Origin of the sequence: Archangium minus (genome assembly GCF_044360475.1) — a bacterium.
GTDB classification, from domain to species: domain Bacteria; phylum Myxococcota; class Myxococcia; order Myxococcales; family Myxococcaceae; genus Archangium; species Archangium minus.
Map to the genome: position 1 here is coordinate 6,819,772 of NZ_CP043494.1, position 16,557 is coordinate 6,836,328.

Below are 16,557 nucleotides of genomic sequence, written 5' to 3' on the forward strand. Positions count from 1 at the left end.
CCTCCGAATGGTAGAGGGGGGCTCGAGGAGCAACGACCATGACCGCCGCCCAGACCGCCAAGACCGTCCTCTCCCGCCTCCACGAGGCCTACCCGGGAGCTCGCTATGAGCTCAACTGGACGACCCCCTTCGAGCTGCTCGTCGCCACCATCCTGGCCGCGCAATGCACGGATGAGCGCGTCAACCGGGTGACCGCGACCCTCTTCAAGAAGTACCAGGGCCCCAAGGCCTTCGCCGAGGCCGACACCGCCACGCTCGAGGAGGACCTCAAGCCCACGGGCTTCTTCAAGCAGAAGACGAAGTCCGTGCAGGCCATGAGCCGCGAGCTGCTCGCGAGCTTTGGTGGCGAGGTGCCCAAGACGATCGAGGAGCTGATCACCCTCCCCGGCGTGGCCCGCAAGACGGCGAACGTCGTGCTCAACACCGCCTTCGGCATCCCCTCGGGCGTCATCGTCGACACCCACGTGGCCCGCGTCAGCCAGCGCCTGGGCCTCACCAAGAAGGAGAAGCCCGACGACATCGAGAAGGATCTGATGAAGCTCGTCCCCCAGGGCGAGTGGACCTTCTTCGGGCCAGCAGTCGTGCTGCACGGCCGCTACACCTGCACGGCCCGCAAGCCCAAGTGCGACGCCTGCCCCCTGAACGACACCTGCCCGAAGATCGGGGTGGAGTAGGCGCCGCCGCCCGTTCGCCGGAGAAGTTGCGCGAGGCACAAAGAGGAGATTGCGCTGCACCAACCGCCGTGGTACCTCGCGCCCCACGCTTCCTTAGCTCAGCTGGATAGAGCGTCGGACTACGAATCCGAAGGCCGGAGGTTCGAATCCTCCAGGAAGCGCTTTTCCCCCTTCAGGCTCAGCCGGCGAAGTCTTCAATCTCCTTCAGCTCGGCGGGCGAGAGGCGGAAGTCCATGGCGCCGATGAAGCCGTCCACCTGCTCGGCGCTGCGGGCTCCCACGATGGCGCCGGTGACGACCGGCCGCCGCAGCGTCCACGCGATGGCCACCTCGGAAGGGGCGCGTCCGTGCCGCTCGCCGATCTTCTTCAGCAGCTCCACCAGGGCCAGGTTGCGCGACAGCTTGGGCTCCTGGAAGTCCGAGCTGCGGCTCCGCCAGTCGTCCTTGGGAAACTTCGCGATGCGCTCACGCGTCATGGCGCCCGTCAGCAGGCCCGAGGCCATGGGCGAGTAGGCGATGACGCCCACGTTGTTGCGCTCGCAGAACGGCAGGATGTCCTTCTCGATGTCGCGGTGGATGAGCGAGTACGGCGGCTGCAGCGAGGTGATGGGGGCGATGCTCTTCGCGAATTCCATCTGCTGCGCGTTGAAGTTGGAGACGCCGATCCACCGCACCTTGCCCTGGCGCTGGAGCTCGGCCAGCGTCTTCCAGGCCTCTTCGATCCCCTTGAGGGAGTCGCCCTCCAGGGGCCAGTGGATCTGGTAGAGGTCGATGGCGTCCACCTGGAGCCGGCGCAGGCTCGCCTCGCACTCGCGCCGGATGGAGTCCGCGCCCAGCTCCCTGCGCTCCTTGCGGTTCTCGTCCCAGACGAGGCCGCACTTGGTGAAGATGTACGGCCGGTTCGAGCGACCCTTCAGGGCGCGAGCGACCACCTCCTCCGAGTGGCCGAGCCCGTACACGGCGGCGGTGTCGATCCAGTTGATGCCCCGGTCGAGCGCGTGCTGGATGGCGCGGATGGACTGCTCATCGTCCTGGTGACCCCAGGCGTAGGTCCACCCCGAGCCACCGATGGCCCAGGCGCCGAAGCCGATCGGAGTGATCTGGAGATCCGAGTTGCCGAGCTGCTGCTTCTGCATATGCGTCTCCCTTGAGCGTGAGTCCTGAGCGCCCCTGTATGCGCCACGGACCCTCACGCCCCAAGAGGAATGTGGGCCCTCCATTCCTCGGGAGCCACGACTGTTCACCTGGAGGCGCGAGCCACCCGGGCGAAGTGGTGGGCGAGCCGCTCGATCAGCTCTCGGTTCTCGGACTCCGCGGCACGCAGCTTGGGGAGTTGGGAGCGCAGTTCGTCCAGGTTCTTCTCGTACAGCTCGACCAGCTCCTCGGCGCCCTCGGTGAACCAACGCTCGAGCTCGTCCGCCGTGAGCTCCAGATGGAACTGGAACCCATACGAGTCACCGAGCCGGAAGGCCTGCTGCGAGTAGCGATCCGTCGAGGCCAGGAGGGTGGCCCCCGACACGGGCTTGAAGGTGTCCTGGTGCCAGTGCGCCACGGGGGTGCGAGGACGCACGCCGGCGATGACGGGATCGGCCAGGCCGTCCTTCGTCCAGCGCACGGGCGCCACGCCGATCTCGAGCCCGTTCTTCCCGAGGAAGACCTCGGAGCCCGCCGCCGCGGCCAGGAGCTGCGCACCCAGGCAGATGCCGAGCACCGGCAACCCGAGCGCGAGCCGCTCCGTCAGCAGCGCCAGCTCCTCTCCGAGGAAGGGATGGCGGTCAGCCTCGTAGACGCCCATGGTGCCGCCCATCACCACCACCAGCTCCGCGTCCAGGTCCTCCCGCTTCACGCCGCGAAAGCGCTTCACCAGGGTGAAGCCCGCCGCCTCCAAGGCCGGACCGAACAGCCCGGGTCCCTCGTTTTCCTCGTGCTGCATCACCACCGCGCGCATGTCCTCTCCAGGGTCGGGAGTCCGCGCGTAACCTAGCGCACGAACGCGAAGGGCCCCACCCGGGAAGCCCGGATGAGGCCCTCGTGCCGCCCGAGCAGCGCTACGTTACGGGCAGGGCGTGGTGCAGATCAGCTGGCCGGTGATCGGGTGCTTGTAGCAGGTCGGCTGACAATCCTCGGCCTGCACGGAGGCGGAGGTAAAGCCCATGCCCAGGGCGATGGCGGCGGCGGCGACGAAGAGAAGGCGCTTCATGCTGTTCTCCTGATGAGGGGTCAAAGAAGTGAGGCCCGACAAGAATAGGAGAGCGTCTGACATACGCGTGAGTCCTTCTTTCTTTTCAGGCAAACCAGAACTTTACGAAGAGGCGATCTGGGCACGGAGCAGGGAGAGGGCACGCGCCATGCGGTAGACCGCTTCAGCGAGCTCGGATTCCTTCAGGGCGGCGAAACCCAACCGCACGGCGGGGATGGGGCGACCGTCGAAGCTGAAGGCACCTCCCGGGAGAAAGGCCACGCCCACCTCCTGCCCCGCGCGAACCCATGCCTCGGCGTCCACGTCCGGCACACAGGGCGCCCATAGGGCCATGCCTCCCGCGGGAGGCGAGACGGTGAGCGCACCCGACAGCTCCCGCTCCAGCGCTCGCACCAGGGCGTCACGCCGCTCGTGGTAGACGCCGCGCATCTTACGGACGTGGCGCTGCACCTCGCCCTCCTCCAATAGCTCGGCCACGGCGGCCTCCAGCGCGGAGTCCCCCTGCCGATCCACCGCCTCGCGCACCCCGAGGGCGCGCTCGAGGAAGGGGCGCGGCGCGGCGAGGAAGCCCAGGCGCAAGGCCGGAGCCAGCACCTTGGACAACGTGCCCACGTACAGCACCAGCCCCTCCCGATCCGCGCTCGCCAGCGGCAGGACGGGGCGACCTTCGTAGTGGAACTCGTGATCGTAGTCGTCCTCGATGAGGGCCACGCGGTGCGTGCGAGCCCACGCCAGCAGCGCGAGCCGCCGCGCCGGGGAGAGCGTCACGGTGGTGGGGTAATGGTGGTGAGGCGTGAGGTACACCGCGCGCACCGGCGTGCGCCGGGAGAGGGCCTCGAGCGCATCCACTCGCAGGCCCTCGCCGTCCACCGGAATGGGGACGAGGTGGGCCCCGGAGAGCTGGAGCGCGTGCCAGGCGGGACGATAGCCGATCGCCTCCACCGCCACGGTGTCCCCGGTCCGCAGCAGCGTGCGCGCCACCAAATCCAACGCGCCCTGGCTCCCGCGGGTGATGATCAGATCGTCGGCGCGGACGGCGAGCCCTCGCAGGGAGGAGAGCATCTCGGCGAGCGCGGCGCGCAGGCGCGGGTGGCCGCTCGTGTCGCCGTAGTCGAGCAGACGCTTGCCATGGAGCTTCAGCGCCCTGCGGTAGGCACGCGCGAGAGCGGAGGCGGGCAGGAGCCGAACGTCGGGGACGCCTCCGGCGAGGACGAGCGTGCCTGGAGGCGGCATGGGACGCTCGCGGCGCAGGGGCGCGGACGGGAGGGAGAAGCCCACCTGCGAGGGCATGACTGGGCGGGGAACTCCAGCGGAGGAACGCGCGGGTACCTCCGGAAGCGAGGGAGAGACGAAGGTGGCCCGAGCCGCCGAGGTGGTAATCCACCCCTGCGTCTCCAACTCCCGGTAGGCGGCGATCACCGTGTTGCGGTGCACCCCCAAAGACTCCGCGAGGGTGCGGCTCCCCGGCAGGGGCGCACCGGGAGGGAGCCGGCCACGGCGGATGTCCTCCTCCAGCGCGCGGGCGATGCGCACGAAGAGAGGCGTCGGAGATGGAGCGCGGAGGTCGAGCGTCAGGTCCCAGCCCTTCATGAGGGAGGAGCCTGCCTCGGGGAGCGGGGCTGGTCCATCTGATTTGTCAGAACTGGCCCTGTTGGATGGACCAGTTCGGAGCGATGAAGAGGAGCATGGACACACCCACTCCACTTCCTCCGAGCGAGCGCAGCACCGTCCGGCGCCTCCCAAAGCGCGCCTCCTACGACGAGCCCGTCATCCACGCCATCCTCGATGAAGGACTGGTGGCCCACGTGGGGGTGACGGTGGAGGGCCAGCCCTACGTCATTCCCATGGTGTACGGCCGCATGGGACGGAACCTGTACCTCCATGGCGCCTCCGTGAGCCGGCTCGCGAAGCAGCTCGCCCAGGGCGTGCCCGCCTGCCTGACGGTGACACTGGTAGACGGGCTCGTCCTGGCGCGCTCCGCGTTTCACCACAGCATGAACTACCGCTCGGTGGTGGTGCTGGGCACGGCGGTGCTGGTCACGGACGAGGCGGAGAAGACCCAGGCGCTGGAGGCCATCACGGACCACGCGCTGCGCGGTCGCTGGGCCGAGGTGCGCGCCCCCAATGCCCAGGAGCTGAAGGCGACATCCGTGCTCCGGCTGCCCCTGGAGGAGGCCTCGGCGAAGATCCGCACCGGAGGGCCCCGGGACGATGAGGAGGACCTGGCGCTGGAGTGCTGGGCAGGAGTGCTCCCGCTGCGGCTCGTGGCGCGTCCGCCCGAGCCCGCTGAGGATCTGCGCAAAGGCATTCGCCTGCCCGGGTCCCTCCTCGATCACAATTTCTGCACGAACAATCCTGAGTAAGTGCACGGGGCGTCCATTCGCAGTGCACGCCCCTGCCCCACTCTGGGCCCATGAGCCCAGACACCCTCAACCTCACGCCTTCTCCGCCGCGCCCAGCTGGCTCGGCGGTTGGGCGAGCGCTGACGTGGCTCGTCCGCCACCACGTCTTCGGCAGCCTCTTCATTGTCGTCTTCGCCACCGCTATCATCGCCAGCCAGGTGGCGGACCGGACCGACTTCGCCAGCTCGGAGCTCGCCCGGGATGTCGAGGAGCGCTGGGGCGCTCCCGTCGTGCAGCCGGCGCCCTCGCTGCGCTACGTGCAGAGCGGCACCATCTTCACCGAGCTGAAGCCCCTGCCCTTCGACAAGCAGCACGTGCAGGTGCAGGCCCGGATGAACTACCGCAAGCGCGGCCTGCGCTACTTCTCCGGCTTCGACTTCACCCTCTCCGCCGACTACGCCGCCGTCAACCGCGAAGGCCACGACATCGACGTGGCCTTCATCTTCCCCATCGAGGTGGACAAGTCCCAGGTGCTCCTCTCGGAGTTGCAGTTCCTGGTCAACGGTGCCGAGGCGGACCTGGACCTGGGCGAGTCCGGCAACCGCCTCGTCTGGACGGGCCGCATCCCCCAGGGCGCTACCAGTCACTTCTCCATCCGCTACCGCGCTCGGGGCCTCGACTCCTTCCTCTACAAGCTGGATCCCTCACTGCCAGCCCGTGACGTGCGGCTGCACCTCACCGTGGAGGGCGGTGAGAACTACGACTATCCGCCCCAGGTCCTCGTGGCCAACACGGTGGAGGCTGGACGCGACACGGTGGCGCTCGACTGGGCCTTCCAGTCGCTCGAGTCCGGCGTGAACCTGGGGGTCATCCTCCCCTCGGAGGAGGCGTACGACAACGTCGTCTCCACCATGGCGGGCCGGGCCTGGGTGCCCTTCCTCGGCCTGCTGGCCCTGCTGGCCGCCTTCAGCATCCACCACCGCAGACCGCTGGCCTTCTACGAGTCCTACCTGCTGGCCGCCGCCTACGGCTTCTTCTTCGTGCTGCTCGCGTACCTTGCGGCCTTCATGAACTTCTATGTGGCGTATGCGCTGGCCACGCTCGGGCTCGGCGCCGCCGTGGTCGCCTACGCGAAACGTCTCTACCCCGAGGAGCGTACCTCCCGGCTGGCGGGCGTCTGGGGTGCCACCCTCGTGGTGCCCACCACCGCCGTCATCCTCCAGGGCTACACCGGCCTCATCTACACGCTGGAGATCCTCGCGGCGCTGCTCGGCCTGATGGCCCTCTCCACCCGCGCGAGCGTGCGGGCCCTGCTCTCGGATCTCCCACCCGGAGGCGAGCCGCCGCACGCCCCCGTCACCCAGGAAGCGAGGTGAACCATGTGGACCCCTTCTCTCGTACTCGGATTGATGCTGATGGCACAAACGCCCTCGGGCTCGGCGACGGTGCCACTCCAGGAGTTGCTCCCGCTGTATGCGAAGCACCAGGAGCAGGCGCAGCCCGCGCCCCCCACGGACGCCCTGGTGGTGAAGAGCCAGCTCAAGGGACGGCTCACCGCGGACGCCTTGCTGGTGGATGCGCACTTCGAGGTGGAAGTCCTCGCCAGTGGGAACTGGACGCGGGTGCGGCTGCTGCAGCTCGACCCGGACATGTACCTGACCGAGCTCCCTTCACTGGAGGGCGCCACCGTGGGCGCATTGGAGGGCCAGCTGAGCCTGGTGACCCGAGAGCCCGGACGCTACGCCTTCGATGTGAGCCTCGCCCTGCGTCCCACGGGGACCGGCCCTGAGCGCCAGGTGCAGCTGCGCTTCGGGCCCCACGTCACGCCGGTACCGCTCCGGCTGGAGGCGGACGCCACGGCCTTCACGCTGACCGAACCAGCCGCTTCAGGGAGTGAGGACTCCGAGGTGTATCCCCGACAGGGGGTGCTGAGGATCGGCTGGCGCACCGCCGTCACGCCGAAGGTGGCCCGCCAGGTGGTGCGCCCACCGCTGGAGCCGAGCATCCCCGAGGCCAGGGCCTCGTGGGTGTCCACGCTGGAGGGCAAGGCCTCCGTGCGCGTGCGTTACGCGTTGCGATTGGATCGCGAACAGGAACTGGAGCTGGAGCTCCCCGAGGGCCACCGCCTCGAGCGGGTGCTGCTCGATTCCGTCCCACTCATCCCCAACGAAAAGGACGGCCGACTGAAGCTGAAGGTGGCTCCAGCGCGCTTCGGGGAGACAGAGGCCTCGCTGGAGGTGGTCCTGGCGAGAGACCTGGGAGTCTTCCACCTGTCGGGCCGGTTGAAGCTGGCACTGCCCCGGGTGTCCTGGCCGGTGGGAACGGTCCAAGGGCGAGCGCACTTCCCAGCCGTCTTCAACTACCGGCGAGAGGGAGGCAGCATGGAGCAGTACGAGGCCACGGAGGGAGAAGACACAGGGCTCGAGACACGGACACCGCTGCCGGGCAAGGTGCTCCACTTCCGGCAGTACCTCGTGTCGGCCTCCGCACCCACGCTGGAGCTGGGCTACTCAGTGGACATCTCCAAAAGCTACTTCCGGTGATCCTCGTGTTGCGCATGCCCCCTCTCCCTCTGGGAGAGGGCGGGGGGTGAGGGTCATCGCCTCCGTGTTTCAAGGGGAGAGGAAGGCGCGCATCTCACGGACAACATCCGCATGGTTCGTGAGCCACACGAAGTGCCGCGCGTTCTCGAGCTTCACCAGCTTCCAGCCCGGCAGCTGCCGCAGCGTGGCATCCGCCGCATCCGTGTTCCGCCTCAGCGTGGGCAGATAGGCCCTCGCCTTCTCCCGGAATTCCGCGGGCGTGCTCTCGAGGCCAGTCATGGCCTCCATCCACTTGGGGAAGGCCTGTCCGTCGAAGGCGATCTCAGCCCGGTCGTCCGTCGCATCCAGGAAGACCAGATTGTCGATGCGCTCCGGGTGGTGGAGCCCCACCCAGGTCATTACCTGGTGCGGCGAATCAGCTCCACCCGATGACCCCGTCCGAAGCACAGACGGGGTGGAGGCACAACCCACCAACAGGAGAGGAAGACCTCAGGCCTCTACATCCCCCGCGCTCGGCATCTGCTTTCCGTCGATGTACTCGTAGCGCTCGCCCGTCAGACCGACATAACTCTGGGCGGCTGCCGAATGAGCGGGAGGCAGAGGGAATTTGTCCATCCGCCTATCCATGTCATAGCGAGACATGTCGAGCGGGTACGCTATGAGCGTGCCCGAGTACTTCGTCCTGGCGAGCCACTCGTCGGCCAGTTGCTTGCGTGAAAAGACGGCCGTTGGCTGCGCCGCGCCCTGGCCCGTGAAGAGCCACACGGCGCCACGTGCATGATATCGCGGCAGCGGAAGCCCCTCGGGGGCCGGCTGTACCTCGAAGACTGCATCCACTCCCAGGGCCCGCAGGGTAGCGATGACCTGTTGTGCATCGGGAGGGTCGGCCGCGACGAGAGCGAACTCCCCGAGCTCAGGCCACGCCACCTGGAACCGCAGTCCATTCTCCGCTTCGAAGGCCCAGAAGAGCTCGCGCCCGCCAGCAGTGCGGGTGGGATCATCCTCCACGTAGCCAGGCTGTCCCAACGGGAGAAGGAGCTCGCGAGTGGCCGGGAACGACACGAGGTAATCACCGGACCGGAGATAGGGCATGACGATGGGAAAGCGCAGCCGACGCATGGGAAATCGCGACCTCCGGTAAGGCACCAGGTGACGAAGCCTACGCCACCACGGCGAACGCCGTCCCTTTCTCATCCGCGGGCAGCAGCTCCAGGCGGGCACCGAAGGCTCGCAACATCGACTGGGCGATCGTCAGCCCGAGCCCTGTGCCTCCCCGCTCCCGCGCCGTCGTGAAGAAGGCATCGAAGACGCGCGCCCGGTTGGACTCGGAGATGCCCTTCCCGTTGTCCCGTACCACCACCCTCCCCCTCCCCTCACTCGGTACCGCGTCCGCCTCCAGCCGCACCCGCACGCCCTCGCCCCCATGCTGCGAGGCGTTGACGATGAGCTGCCAGACGATGTCCTCCAACACCTCGGCGGGCAGCCCCAGCGTGAGCCCTGGCGAGACCGTCCCCACCTCCACGGCGAGGCCCTGCGCCCGGCCACGCTCCGCGAGGGCCTCCAGCACCGGGGTGATCTCCGTCCGCGAGGGGCGGGCCACCAGCGAGTCCGCGCGCGCGAGCTCCAGCAGCCGCTGCACCAGCCGAGTGAGGCGCCGCGCATCCGCGTCGATGTTGGACAGGAAGCGCTCGCGCTGCTCGGGAGACATGCTGTCGGCACTGTCGCGCAGCAGCTCCACCGCGCCCTGGATGGAGGCCAGCGGCGTCTTGAACTCGTGCGACACGTTCGCGGCGAAGGAGCGGATGTACTGGTTGCGATCCCTCAGCGCGGTGGCCATTCCGGCCAGGGACTCGGAGAGCTCGGCAAGTTCCTGGACCACCGGGCGAGCCACTGGCTCAAAACCCTCGGGCGCGCTGGCGGCGATGGCTCGCGTCTGCCGCACGAGGGCCCGCACCGGGCGGACCACCAGCGCCGCAGCGGCCAGGGACATCAGCGCCACCACACCCAGCAGCACCAACCCAGTCCCCGTGAGATTCCACCGGTCCGCGTAGACAGCCTTGGCAAACGTCATGGGCGTCCGAGAGAGCACCACCGCGCCCCAGACCCGCTCCTCCTCGAGCACGGGCAGGACCACCGTCACCCGCACACCGGTGTCACGGCTCAGCGAGGCGAGCGGAGCATCATCGGGATCCGCGATGCGCTGGCGCAGCACGCTCCGGGGCTCGCCGCGCAGGGCCCGCTGGACCTCCTCTCGGGCCATCAGCGTGGTTCCGAGACCCGACGCGCTGCTGGCCACCACCACACCCTGAAGGTCCACCACCCGGATGCCGGCCAGCGTGGAGCGCCCCACGTCGATGAGCAGCGGAGCGAGCTGCTCGCCCACCTGCCGCGCGAGGGGCTCGGCGGGGATGGCGGAGTCCGGTGGCACTTCCGCCGCGGGTAGCACCTCGTCCGAGGCCCGGAGTGAAGGAAGGATGGGTCGCAACTGCGAGCCCTTGGCTGCCGGGAACGGCCAGGGCGCGACTCGACTCAGACCATAGCCCTGGGTCCCCACCTTCTGGCGCAACAGCTCGCGGTACACCTCGGAGACCACGACGCCCTGGGCGATGAGCTCGCTCTCCGTCTGACGAATGAGCTGATCGTCATAGACGCGGACGAGCACCAGGCCGAGCAGCGCGAGCACGAGGGCCCCCAGCCCCACGGCCGCAAAGACCATCCACAGGCGCGGGCGAGCGCGCGCGAGCTCAGGGGATCGCGAGCCGATAGCCAAGGCCGTGTACCGTCTGGATGACTTCACCCCCGGCTGCGGCGAACTTGTGCCGGATGTGCCGCACGTGGCTGTCGATGGTGCGATCACTCACCACCACGTCCTCATAGACACGCGTCATCAGCTCGTCCCGGGTGAACGCCTTACCGGGTGCACGGAGCAGCGCGGCGAGCAGGTGGAACTCGGTGACGGTCAGCACCACCTCCTGCTCGTTCCAGTACGCGCGCCACAGGTCGAGATCCAACCGCAGGGGTCCTCGTTGCAGCACCTGCGAGGGCGTGGCAGCGGGTGCCACCGGGCTCGCGCTCGCGGTGGCCCGGACCCGGCGCAGCACGGCCTTGATGCGCGCCACCAGCTCGCGCGGGCTAAAGGGCTTGGTGATGTAGTCGTCGCCACCCAGCTCCAGCCCGAGAATCCGATCCACCTCGTCGTCTCGCGACGAGAGGAACACAATCGGAATCTCATGCGTGCGGCGGACCTCGCGGCACAGCTCCAGTCCGTCCATCTCGGGCATCATGATGTCCAGGACGATGAGCGCGGGTACGGAGCGCCGGACCTGCTCCAGGCCCGCTCTCCCATGAGGGGCCTGCTCGACGTGGAAGCCCGCCTGCGTGAGGGCAAAGCTCACGACCTCGCGCAGGTGCGGATCATCATCAACCACCAGAATGGAAGGACGCTCGCTCACGGCGCCCCGAACCCTATCACGGAGCGGCCGACGGTCCGATGAGCCGTGAGCGTTGCGTCACTTCGTATAGAGCGTCAGCCCGATTCCTGGACGAACTGTTCCGAGGAAGAGGACTTCATTGGCCGGATTGACGGCCAGCGACACCATCAGTCCCGCGTTCACCGAGAGCCGGGGAATCAGCCAGTACTCCAGTCCTCCACCCGCGGAGACCGCCAGCGAAGTAGAGCCCTCGACAGTGCTGCCCAGCAGGCTGGTCGCCCCCAGCCCGGCCGCGAAGTAGGGACGGAAGTCGTCTCCCGGGGAGCCGCCGTAGAGGTTCAGCCCAAACCCCCCGCTCAACCCCACAACGGTCGTCTTCTCCGCCGACGCGATGGCAAAGCCCACCTCGACGTCCAGGCCCACCCAGTCGCTGAGGAAGTAGCGAACACCCGCCGTCGAAACGGAACCCAGGGGCGTACTGACCGAAGGGAGGCCGAAACCAGAGCCGAACAGCGTGCCGTGGATGCCAAACCGGCCAGCACGCGGGCCCGTCTCCACCAGAGACTGAACGGGGACCACGGCAACCATTGGAGCCTCAGGGGGCTCGGGCGGCTCTGGAGGCTCCGGGGGCTCAGGTGGTTCCGGCGCCTCGGGAGCCTCCGGCGCCTCGGGAGTACTCGCCGGAGACGGCTCGGATACAGCAACAGCCGGAGTGGGCGGTGGGGCATCCTCCGTGGGCTTCGCCTGGTCCTGCCCCTGCTCGGCCGCCTCGGCCTGGCGCTCGCGCTTGAGCTCCGCGAGGCGCTGGGCCGCGGTCTTTGCCGGCGGTGTCGTGGCACAACCCGAGGCAAGCACGGCCAGCGAGATGAACAACGTACGCAAGAAGTCTTCCTCCGAAGAAGGGCGCCAGCACATAGCACCTCGCCCCTCCTCGTCTCCAGACGTCAACGCGTCACGTGCGCGTAAACCCGCCGGGAGAGGTCCACGATGAGCGCGCGGGCCACCTTCTCGTCTGGAATGCCGCTGGTGAGCACCACCAGGACGTAGGGGGAACGACCGGACGGGTAGACAATAGCGGCATCATGGAGGACGCCGGAGATCTGCCCCGTCTTGTGCGCCACGGGAGTGCCCGGCGGCAGTCCCGCGGGAATCTCCTGGTTCAGCTCCTGGGCCAACAGGATGGAGCGCATGGCCTTCGTGGAGGCGGGTGACGCCGCCTGTCCCCGCTCGATGGCGGCCAGCAGCGTGGCGAGATCCCTCGCCGTCGTGGTGTTGTTCAGACCCTTCTCATACGCCTTTCCATCCTCCACACCGCGCAGGACGGTCATCTGGCGAGCCCCCAGCGTGCGCAGGGTCTTCGTGACGCGCTTCGGGTCCACCAGGGCGATGACCGTGTTGGTGGCCAGGTTGCTCGAGCGGGTGATCATCCGCTCGACGAGCTCGCGCACCGGCACCGGCTTGCCGAGCCGCTCGTAGAGGGCCGCGTCCTCGTCGTCCCCTGCATTCAGGGAGTACGACGAGCCATCCACGATGGAGGTGAACTGGTTGGCCAGCGTCACCGGCTGCTCCAGCGACAGCTTGCCGGCATCCGCCTGGCGGAAGAGCTCGAGCATCACCGGCACCTTCATGGTGCTGGCCGCATGGAAGGAGCGATCGGCCTCCAGGTACAGCGAGTCCCTGGAATCGCCGAGGTGCTGATAGGCGACCGCCACGGACGCGCCCTTCACCTGGGCGATGCGCTCCTGGAGGGAGGCGCGAAGGGACTCGGTACCAGAGGGTGTCGCGGCGAGGAGGATGAGCAGCGCGGTGGAGAGCATGAGGGAAGAAGACTACACCGCGTCACAATTGCATCACGACTCCGACACGAACCCCTCCACACGCCGCAGCCCTGGACTGACTTTGTGAGAGGAACATTACCTCCCGTGTAACCAGTGTATCTCCACTATTCAGGTCTTGCTGGAGAATCTTGACCGTCAAGGATTTAACAGTTATTAATGATGCTACTACGTGCTCGCTCAATCTCTCGCTGATCGCATCCGCGCTCTCCAGCTTGTATTACAAGACACACCCACGGTGCGTCTGCACATGGAGGGGCTGAACCTCTACGCCAAGCTGGAGGGACAGAACCCCGTGGGCAGCATCAAGGACCGACCTGCGATGTGGGTCCTCAGGCGCGCCGCTGAACGGGGTGAGCTCCATGAAGACTCCACCATCGTGGAGTCGTCCTCGGGCAACTTCGCCTCGGCGCTGGCGTCTTACTCCAGACTGCTCGGGCTGAAGTTCATCCCAGTCATCGACCCCAACATCACGCCCGCCTACGAGTCCTTCTTGCAGCGAACCTGCGAGCGGGTGGTGAAGGTCACTGAGCGTGATGACATGGGCGGGTTCTTGAAGACACGCCTCCAGAAAGTGCAGGAGCTGTGTGCCAGCATCCCAGGGGCTTACTGGCCCAACCAGTATGGCAATCCCGACGTCATCGAGGCGCACTACCAGCTGACGGGGGAGGAGATCCGCAAGGCTTTCACCCAGCTCGACTATGTCTTCATCGGGGTGAGTACGGGCGGCACCATCGCGGGTGTCTCCCACCGGCTCAAGGAAGCCTTTCCCTCCGTCCGGGTGGTCGCCGTGGACGCCCAGGGCTCGGTCATCTTTGGTGGTGCGGCCGGGAAGCGCTACATCCCTGGCATCGGCGCCAGCGTGAGACCTCAACTGGTCGACCACGCCCTCATCGATGACGTGGTGCTCGTCCCGGAGATAGAGACGGTGCAGGCCTGTCGCGAGTTGCTCCAGGAGCACGGCTTGCTGGTCGGCGGTTCCTCGGGCTCATGCTACGCGGCCGTCAAACGCTACCTGCCCCGGTTCCGCGCCTCGGCTACCTCCCCCACCGTCCTCTTCCTGTGCGCTGACCGTGGAACGGCCTACCTGGAGACCATCTTCACTCCCTCCTGGGCCACGCGCTTCGCCTGAGCCCTCCCCTCCCTCCGGACGTCCTTCGAGGCGGCAGCCTCGAGAGAACTACCATGTCATTTCCCTTCTCCATCATTACCGGCAAGACCATCCACTCCATCATCCAGGGCAACATCCGGGAGTGCACGCAGCGCGTGCAGGAGGCCTACCTCGCCCACGAGGAGAAGAAGACGGTCAACCCCGACAGCTACTTCCTCCGGTTCCCCGAGAAGCCCAACAGCCGCATCATCGCCCTGCCCGCCTACCTGGGGGGCGACACCCATGTGTCCGGTATCAAGTGGATCGCCAGCTACCCGGACAACATCAAGAAGGGCTTTCCCCGGGCCTCCGCGGTCCTTCTGCTCAACAGCTACGAGACGGGCTACCCCTTCGCCTGCCTGGAGAGCTCCATCATTTCCGCGGCGCGCACGGCGGGCTCGGCGGCGCTCGCGGCAGAGTGGCTCAACGGCCGGCAGCGTCGCACCCGGACCCTCGGCATCGTCGGCAACGGCCTCATCGCCCGCTACATCTACACGTTCCTCATGGAGCTGGGCTGGGAGGTGGACGAGGTCCTGCTCCACGACATCGTCCCCGAGGAGTCCCAGCGGTTCGCCAGGGAGTCCTGCCGGCAGGATCGCCACCGTGCCATCCGGTGCGAGTCCGACCTGGAGACCGTGATGCGCTCCAGCGACCTCCTCGTCCTCGCGACGGTCGCCGGCACGCCCTACATCCACGATGCGCGCCTGCTGGCTCACAACCCCATCGTCCTCAACATCTCCCTGCGGGATCTCGCCCCAGAGCTCCTGCTGGGCTCGTACAACATCGTGGACGACGTTGAGCACGTCATGAAGGCCAACACGTCACCCCACCTCGCCGAGAAGCTCAGTGGCGGGCGGGAGTTCGTGACGGGAACGCTCGCCCAGCTCATCCAGGGCCGGTGCCAGGTGGACCGCACCCGGCCGATCATCTTCTCGCCCTTCGGGCTCGGGGTGCTCGACCTGGCCGTCGGCAAGTGGGTCTACGACGTGGCGGTCTCCCGCGACGAGCATGTCCAGGTGAACGACTTCTTCTGGGAGCTCACGCGCTAAATGGGACGTTTCTTCCTGACCTCACGCGGTAGCTGGGGCGACATCAATCCCATCCTCGGCCTTGGTCGCGAGCTCAAGAAGCGAGGTCACCAGGTCACGGTGATCTTGAACGAGTACCACCGCTCCTGCGCGGAGAAACTCGGATTCGAGTTCGTGCCCTACGCCTCCGTGGCGCGCTACCACGAGGAGCAGAACGCCAATAGTGACATCGGAGGACCGGGCAGCCTCTCCCATGAAGAACGGCTCGCCCGCTGGCATGATCCCGAGATGCGGGCGACGTACGCCGCGCTGGCGGAACGCGCCGATCCGCGCGACTCGGTGATCGTGGCCCGCTCGTGGACGCTGGCTGGCCGGCTGGCCCAAGAGCGGCTCGGCATCCCCCTGGCGACCGTCTACATCACCCCTGCCGAGTCGGTGAGGCTGGAGCCCTGGTTGCCCTACCTGGGACCTAAGGATCCAAAGAGACGGTGGATCTACGAGCGCGTGTTCACCCCGGTGATCGACCGGATCCATGATCCGATGTACGGCCCGTTCCTCAACGCGTTCCGCGCCGAGCTCGGGCTCGCACCGGTCAAGCACATCCAGACCCGGTGGTTCGAGTCGCCGCAGCTCGCGCTCGGGTTGTGGCCCGACTGGTTCTACCCGCTCCGGGACCACTGGTCGCCTGGGATGCAGTTGCCCGGCTTCGTCTTCCACGAGACGCGGGAGGACGAGCCCTCGCCACCCGAGCTCGAGTCGTTCCTGTCCACGGGAGAGCCCCCGGTGCTCTTCCTGGCCGGGTCGTTCCGCAGCGGCGGCGCGGAGGCCTTCTTCGCGACCAGCGTCGAGGTCTGCCGGCGCCTCGGGCGGCGAGGGATCTTCCTGTCGGAGTCGAGGAAGCAACTGCCGGCCTCGCTGCCCGAGTCGATCGCGACGTTCCCGTATCTGCCGCTCCAGACGCTGCTGCCGCGCTGCGCCGCGGTCGTGCACCATGGCGGCATTGGTACCGCCGCGCGCGGCATCCAGGCCGCGGTGCCGCAGCTCATCGTGCCCGTCTTCTCCGACCAGCCCTTCAACGCCGACCGCCTGCGCCAGCTCGGCGTGGCGGACTCCGTCCAGAAACACGAGTACACCGCCGACAACGTGGTGCCGGTGCTGCGGAGGCTCCTCGGCGATCACCAGGTGCGCGTGGCCTGCCAGGCCTTGTCACAACGGCTCGTCCAGAGGGATGCGGTGGCGGAGGCGTGCAACGCGCTCGAGGGATTGTTGCGCGACACCCGCTCCACCCCCCCAGTCCTCCGGCGGGCAGCTTCATGAGCCCTCGCGCACGCGAAAGAAAGACACGACACGGGTAG

The 16,557-nt window shown here is 67.7% G+C and carries 17 protein-coding genes and 1 tRNA gene; 8 read left to right on the plus strand and 10 right to left on the minus strand.

Annotated features, from left to right (window positions below):
- Positions 1-38: 38 nt before the first annotated feature.
- Together nth and F0U60_RS27725 are read left to right on the plus strand one after the other, a co-directional pair.
- Entirely contained in the window at positions 39-674 is a 636-nt protein-coding gene (gene nth, locus F0U60_RS27720) for an endonuclease III (protein WP_395803901.1), read from the plus strand.
- An 87-nt stretch (positions 675-761) separates the two neighbouring features.
- Positions 762-835, plus strand: a tRNA-Arg gene (locus F0U60_RS27725).
- A gap of 17 nt (positions 836-852) precedes the next feature.
- Here F0U60_RS27725 and F0U60_RS27730 read toward each other — a convergent pair.
- From F0U60_RS27730 to F0U60_RS27745, 4 genes are all read right to left on the minus strand, one after another.
- A complete protein-coding gene (locus F0U60_RS27730) occupies positions 853-1,809 on the minus strand; it encodes an aldo/keto reductase (RefSeq protein WP_395803903.1) in 957 nt (318 codons plus the stop codon).
- 104 nt (positions 1,810-1,913) lie between these two features.
- On the minus strand, positions 1,914-2,621 hold the full coding sequence (locus F0U60_RS27735; RefSeq protein WP_395803905.1) for a gamma-glutamyl-gamma-aminobutyrate hydrolase family protein: 708 nt from the start codon (positions 2,619-2,621) through the stop codon (positions 1,914-1,916).
- A gap of 105 nt (positions 2,622-2,726) precedes the next feature.
- A complete protein-coding gene (locus tag F0U60_RS27740; RefSeq protein ID WP_395803907.1) occupies positions 2,727-2,873 on the minus strand; it encodes a hypothetical protein in 147 nt (48 codons plus the stop codon).
- A 102-nt stretch (positions 2,874-2,975) separates the two neighbouring features.
- Entirely contained in the window at positions 2,976-4,463 is a 1,488-nt protein-coding gene (locus F0U60_RS27745; RefSeq protein WP_395803909.1) for a PLP-dependent aminotransferase family protein, read from the minus strand.
- A 95-nt stretch (positions 4,464-4,558) separates the two neighbouring features.
- On the opposite strand from F0U60_RS27745, the gene F0U60_RS27750 reads away from it, so the two are divergent.
- From F0U60_RS27750 to F0U60_RS27760, 3 genes are read left to right on the plus strand one after another with little or no spacing between them, the layout of a single operon-like run.
- Positions 4,559-5,236 (plus strand): pyridoxamine 5'-phosphate oxidase family protein, encoded by a 678-nt coding sequence (locus F0U60_RS27750; protein WP_395803911.1) that lies wholly within the window; start codon positions 4,559-4,561, stop codon positions 5,234-5,236.
- Positions 5,237-5,286: 50 nt separating this feature from the next.
- Positions 5,287-6,591 (plus strand): hypothetical protein, encoded by a 1,305-nt coding sequence (locus tag F0U60_RS27755; protein ID WP_395803913.1) that lies wholly within the window; start codon positions 5,287-5,289, stop codon positions 6,589-6,591.
- A 3-nt stretch (positions 6,592-6,594) separates the two neighbouring features.
- A complete protein-coding gene (locus F0U60_RS27760) occupies positions 6,595-7,758 on the plus strand; it encodes a hypothetical protein (RefSeq protein WP_395803915.1) in 1,164 nt (387 codons plus the stop codon).
- 69 nt (positions 7,759-7,827) lie between these two features.
- On the opposite strand, the gene F0U60_RS27765 is transcribed toward F0U60_RS27760, so the two are convergent.
- The 6 genes from F0U60_RS27765 to F0U60_RS27790 all read right to left on the minus strand — a co-directional run bounded on the left by F0U60_RS27765 (position 7,828) and on the right by F0U60_RS27790 (position 13,006).
- Positions 7,828-8,157 (minus strand): alpha/beta fold hydrolase, encoded by a 330-nt coding sequence (locus F0U60_RS27765; RefSeq protein ID WP_395803917.1) that lies wholly within the window; start codon positions 8,155-8,157, stop codon positions 7,828-7,830.
- 90 nt (positions 8,158-8,247) lie between these two features.
- Positions 8,248-8,877, minus strand: coding sequence for a hypothetical protein (locus tag F0U60_RS27770; RefSeq protein ID WP_395803919.1), 630 nt, complete (start codon positions 8,875-8,877; stop codon positions 8,248-8,250).
- Positions 8,878-8,917: 40 nt separating this feature from the next.
- Positions 8,918-10,474 (minus strand): sensor histidine kinase, encoded by a 1,557-nt coding sequence (locus F0U60_RS27775; protein WP_395803921.1) that lies wholly within the window; start codon positions 10,472-10,474, stop codon positions 8,918-8,920.
- A 28-nt stretch (positions 10,475-10,502) separates the two neighbouring features.
- The gene (locus tag F0U60_RS27780; RefSeq protein WP_395803923.1) at positions 10,503-11,210 is read right to left on the minus strand and encodes a response regulator transcription factor; all 708 of its coding nucleotides are present in this window, start codon (positions 11,208-11,210) and stop codon (positions 10,503-10,505) included.
- A gap of 57 nt (positions 11,211-11,267) precedes the next feature.
- Positions 11,268-12,071 carry an outer membrane beta-barrel protein gene (locus tag F0U60_RS27785; RefSeq protein WP_395803925.1) on the minus strand — a complete coding sequence of 268 codons (804 nt, stop codon included), beginning with the start codon at positions 12,069-12,071 and terminating at the stop codon, positions 11,268-11,270.
- A 62-nt stretch (positions 12,072-12,133) separates the two neighbouring features.
- A complete protein-coding gene (locus F0U60_RS27790) occupies positions 12,134-13,006 on the minus strand; it encodes a serine hydrolase (RefSeq protein ID WP_395803928.1) in 873 nt (290 codons plus the stop codon).
- 190 nt (positions 13,007-13,196) lie between these two features.
- Here F0U60_RS27790 and sbnA point away from each other — a divergent pair, with 190 nt between their 5' ends.
- Genes sbnA through F0U60_RS27805 form a run of 3 tightly spaced genes read left to right on the plus strand, consistent with a single transcriptional unit; the run spans position 13,197 to position 16,519 of the window.
- Positions 13,197-14,156, plus strand: a complete 960-nt coding sequence (sbnA, locus tag F0U60_RS27795; RefSeq protein WP_395803931.1) for a 2,3-diaminopropionate biosynthesis protein SbnA — start codon at positions 13,197-13,199, stop codon at positions 14,154-14,156.
- A 53-nt stretch (positions 14,157-14,209) separates the two neighbouring features.
- A complete protein-coding gene (gene sbnB, locus F0U60_RS27800) occupies positions 14,210-15,223 on the plus strand; it encodes a 2,3-diaminopropionate biosynthesis protein SbnB (protein WP_395803933.1) in 1,014 nt (337 codons plus the stop codon).
- On the plus strand, positions 15,224-16,519 hold the full coding sequence (locus F0U60_RS27805; RefSeq protein WP_395803935.1) for a glycosyltransferase: 1,296 nt from the start codon (positions 15,224-15,226) through the stop codon (positions 16,517-16,519). It abuts the gene before it with no gap.
- Positions 16,520-16,557: the final 38 nt, after the last annotated feature.

Excerpts from the sequence above, each read along its gene's own strand:
- F0U60_RS27775 (WP_395803921.1), bottom strand. The coding sequence starts at position 10,474 with ATGGTCTTTGCGGCCGTGGGGCTGGGGGCCCTCGTGCTCGCGCTGCTC.
- F0U60_RS27735 (WP_395803905.1), bottom strand. The coding sequence starts at position 2,621 with ATGCGCGCGGTGGTGATGCAGCACGAGGAAAACGAGGGACCCGGGCTG.
- F0U60_RS27745 (WP_395803909.1), bottom strand. The coding sequence starts at position 4,463 with ATGAAGGGCTGGGACCTGACGCTCGACCTCCGCGCTCCATCTCCGACG.
- sbnB (WP_395803933.1), top strand. The coding sequence starts at position 14,210 with ATGTCATTTCCCTTCTCCATCATTACCGGCAAGACCATCCACTCCATC.
- F0U60_RS27740 (WP_395803907.1), bottom strand. The coding sequence starts at position 2,873 with ATGAAGCGCCTTCTCTTCGTCGCCGCCGCCGCCATCGCCCTGGGCATG.
- F0U60_RS27770 (WP_395803919.1), bottom strand. The coding sequence starts at position 8,877 with ATGCGTCGGCTGCGCTTTCCCATCGTCATGCCCTATCTCCGGTCCGGT.
- F0U60_RS27765 (WP_395803917.1), bottom strand. The coding sequence starts at position 8,157 with ATGACCTGGGTGGGGCTCCACCACCCGGAGCGCATCGACAATCTGGTC.
- F0U60_RS27750 (WP_395803911.1), top strand. The coding sequence starts at position 4,559 with ATGGACACACCCACTCCACTTCCTCCGAGCGAGCGCAGCACCGTCCGG.
- nth (WP_395803901.1), top strand. The coding sequence starts at position 39 with ATGACCGCCGCCCAGACCGCCAAGACCGTCCTCTCCCGCCTCCACGAG.
- F0U60_RS27755 (WP_395803913.1), top strand. The coding sequence starts at position 5,287 with ATGAGCCCAGACACCCTCAACCTCACGCCTTCTCCGCCGCGCCCAGCT.
- F0U60_RS27790 (WP_395803928.1), bottom strand. The coding sequence starts at position 13,006 with ATGCTCTCCACCGCGCTGCTCATCCTCCTCGCCGCGACACCCTCTGGT.
- F0U60_RS27760 (WP_395803915.1), top strand. The coding sequence starts at position 6,595 with ATGTGGACCCCTTCTCTCGTACTCGGATTGATGCTGATGGCACAAACG.
- F0U60_RS27805 (WP_395803935.1), top strand. The coding sequence starts at position 15,224 with ATGGGACGTTTCTTCCTGACCTCACGCGGTAGCTGGGGCGACATCAAT.
- F0U60_RS27730 (WP_395803903.1), bottom strand. The coding sequence starts at position 1,809 with ATGCAGAAGCAGCAGCTCGGCAACTCGGATCTCCAGATCACTCCGATC.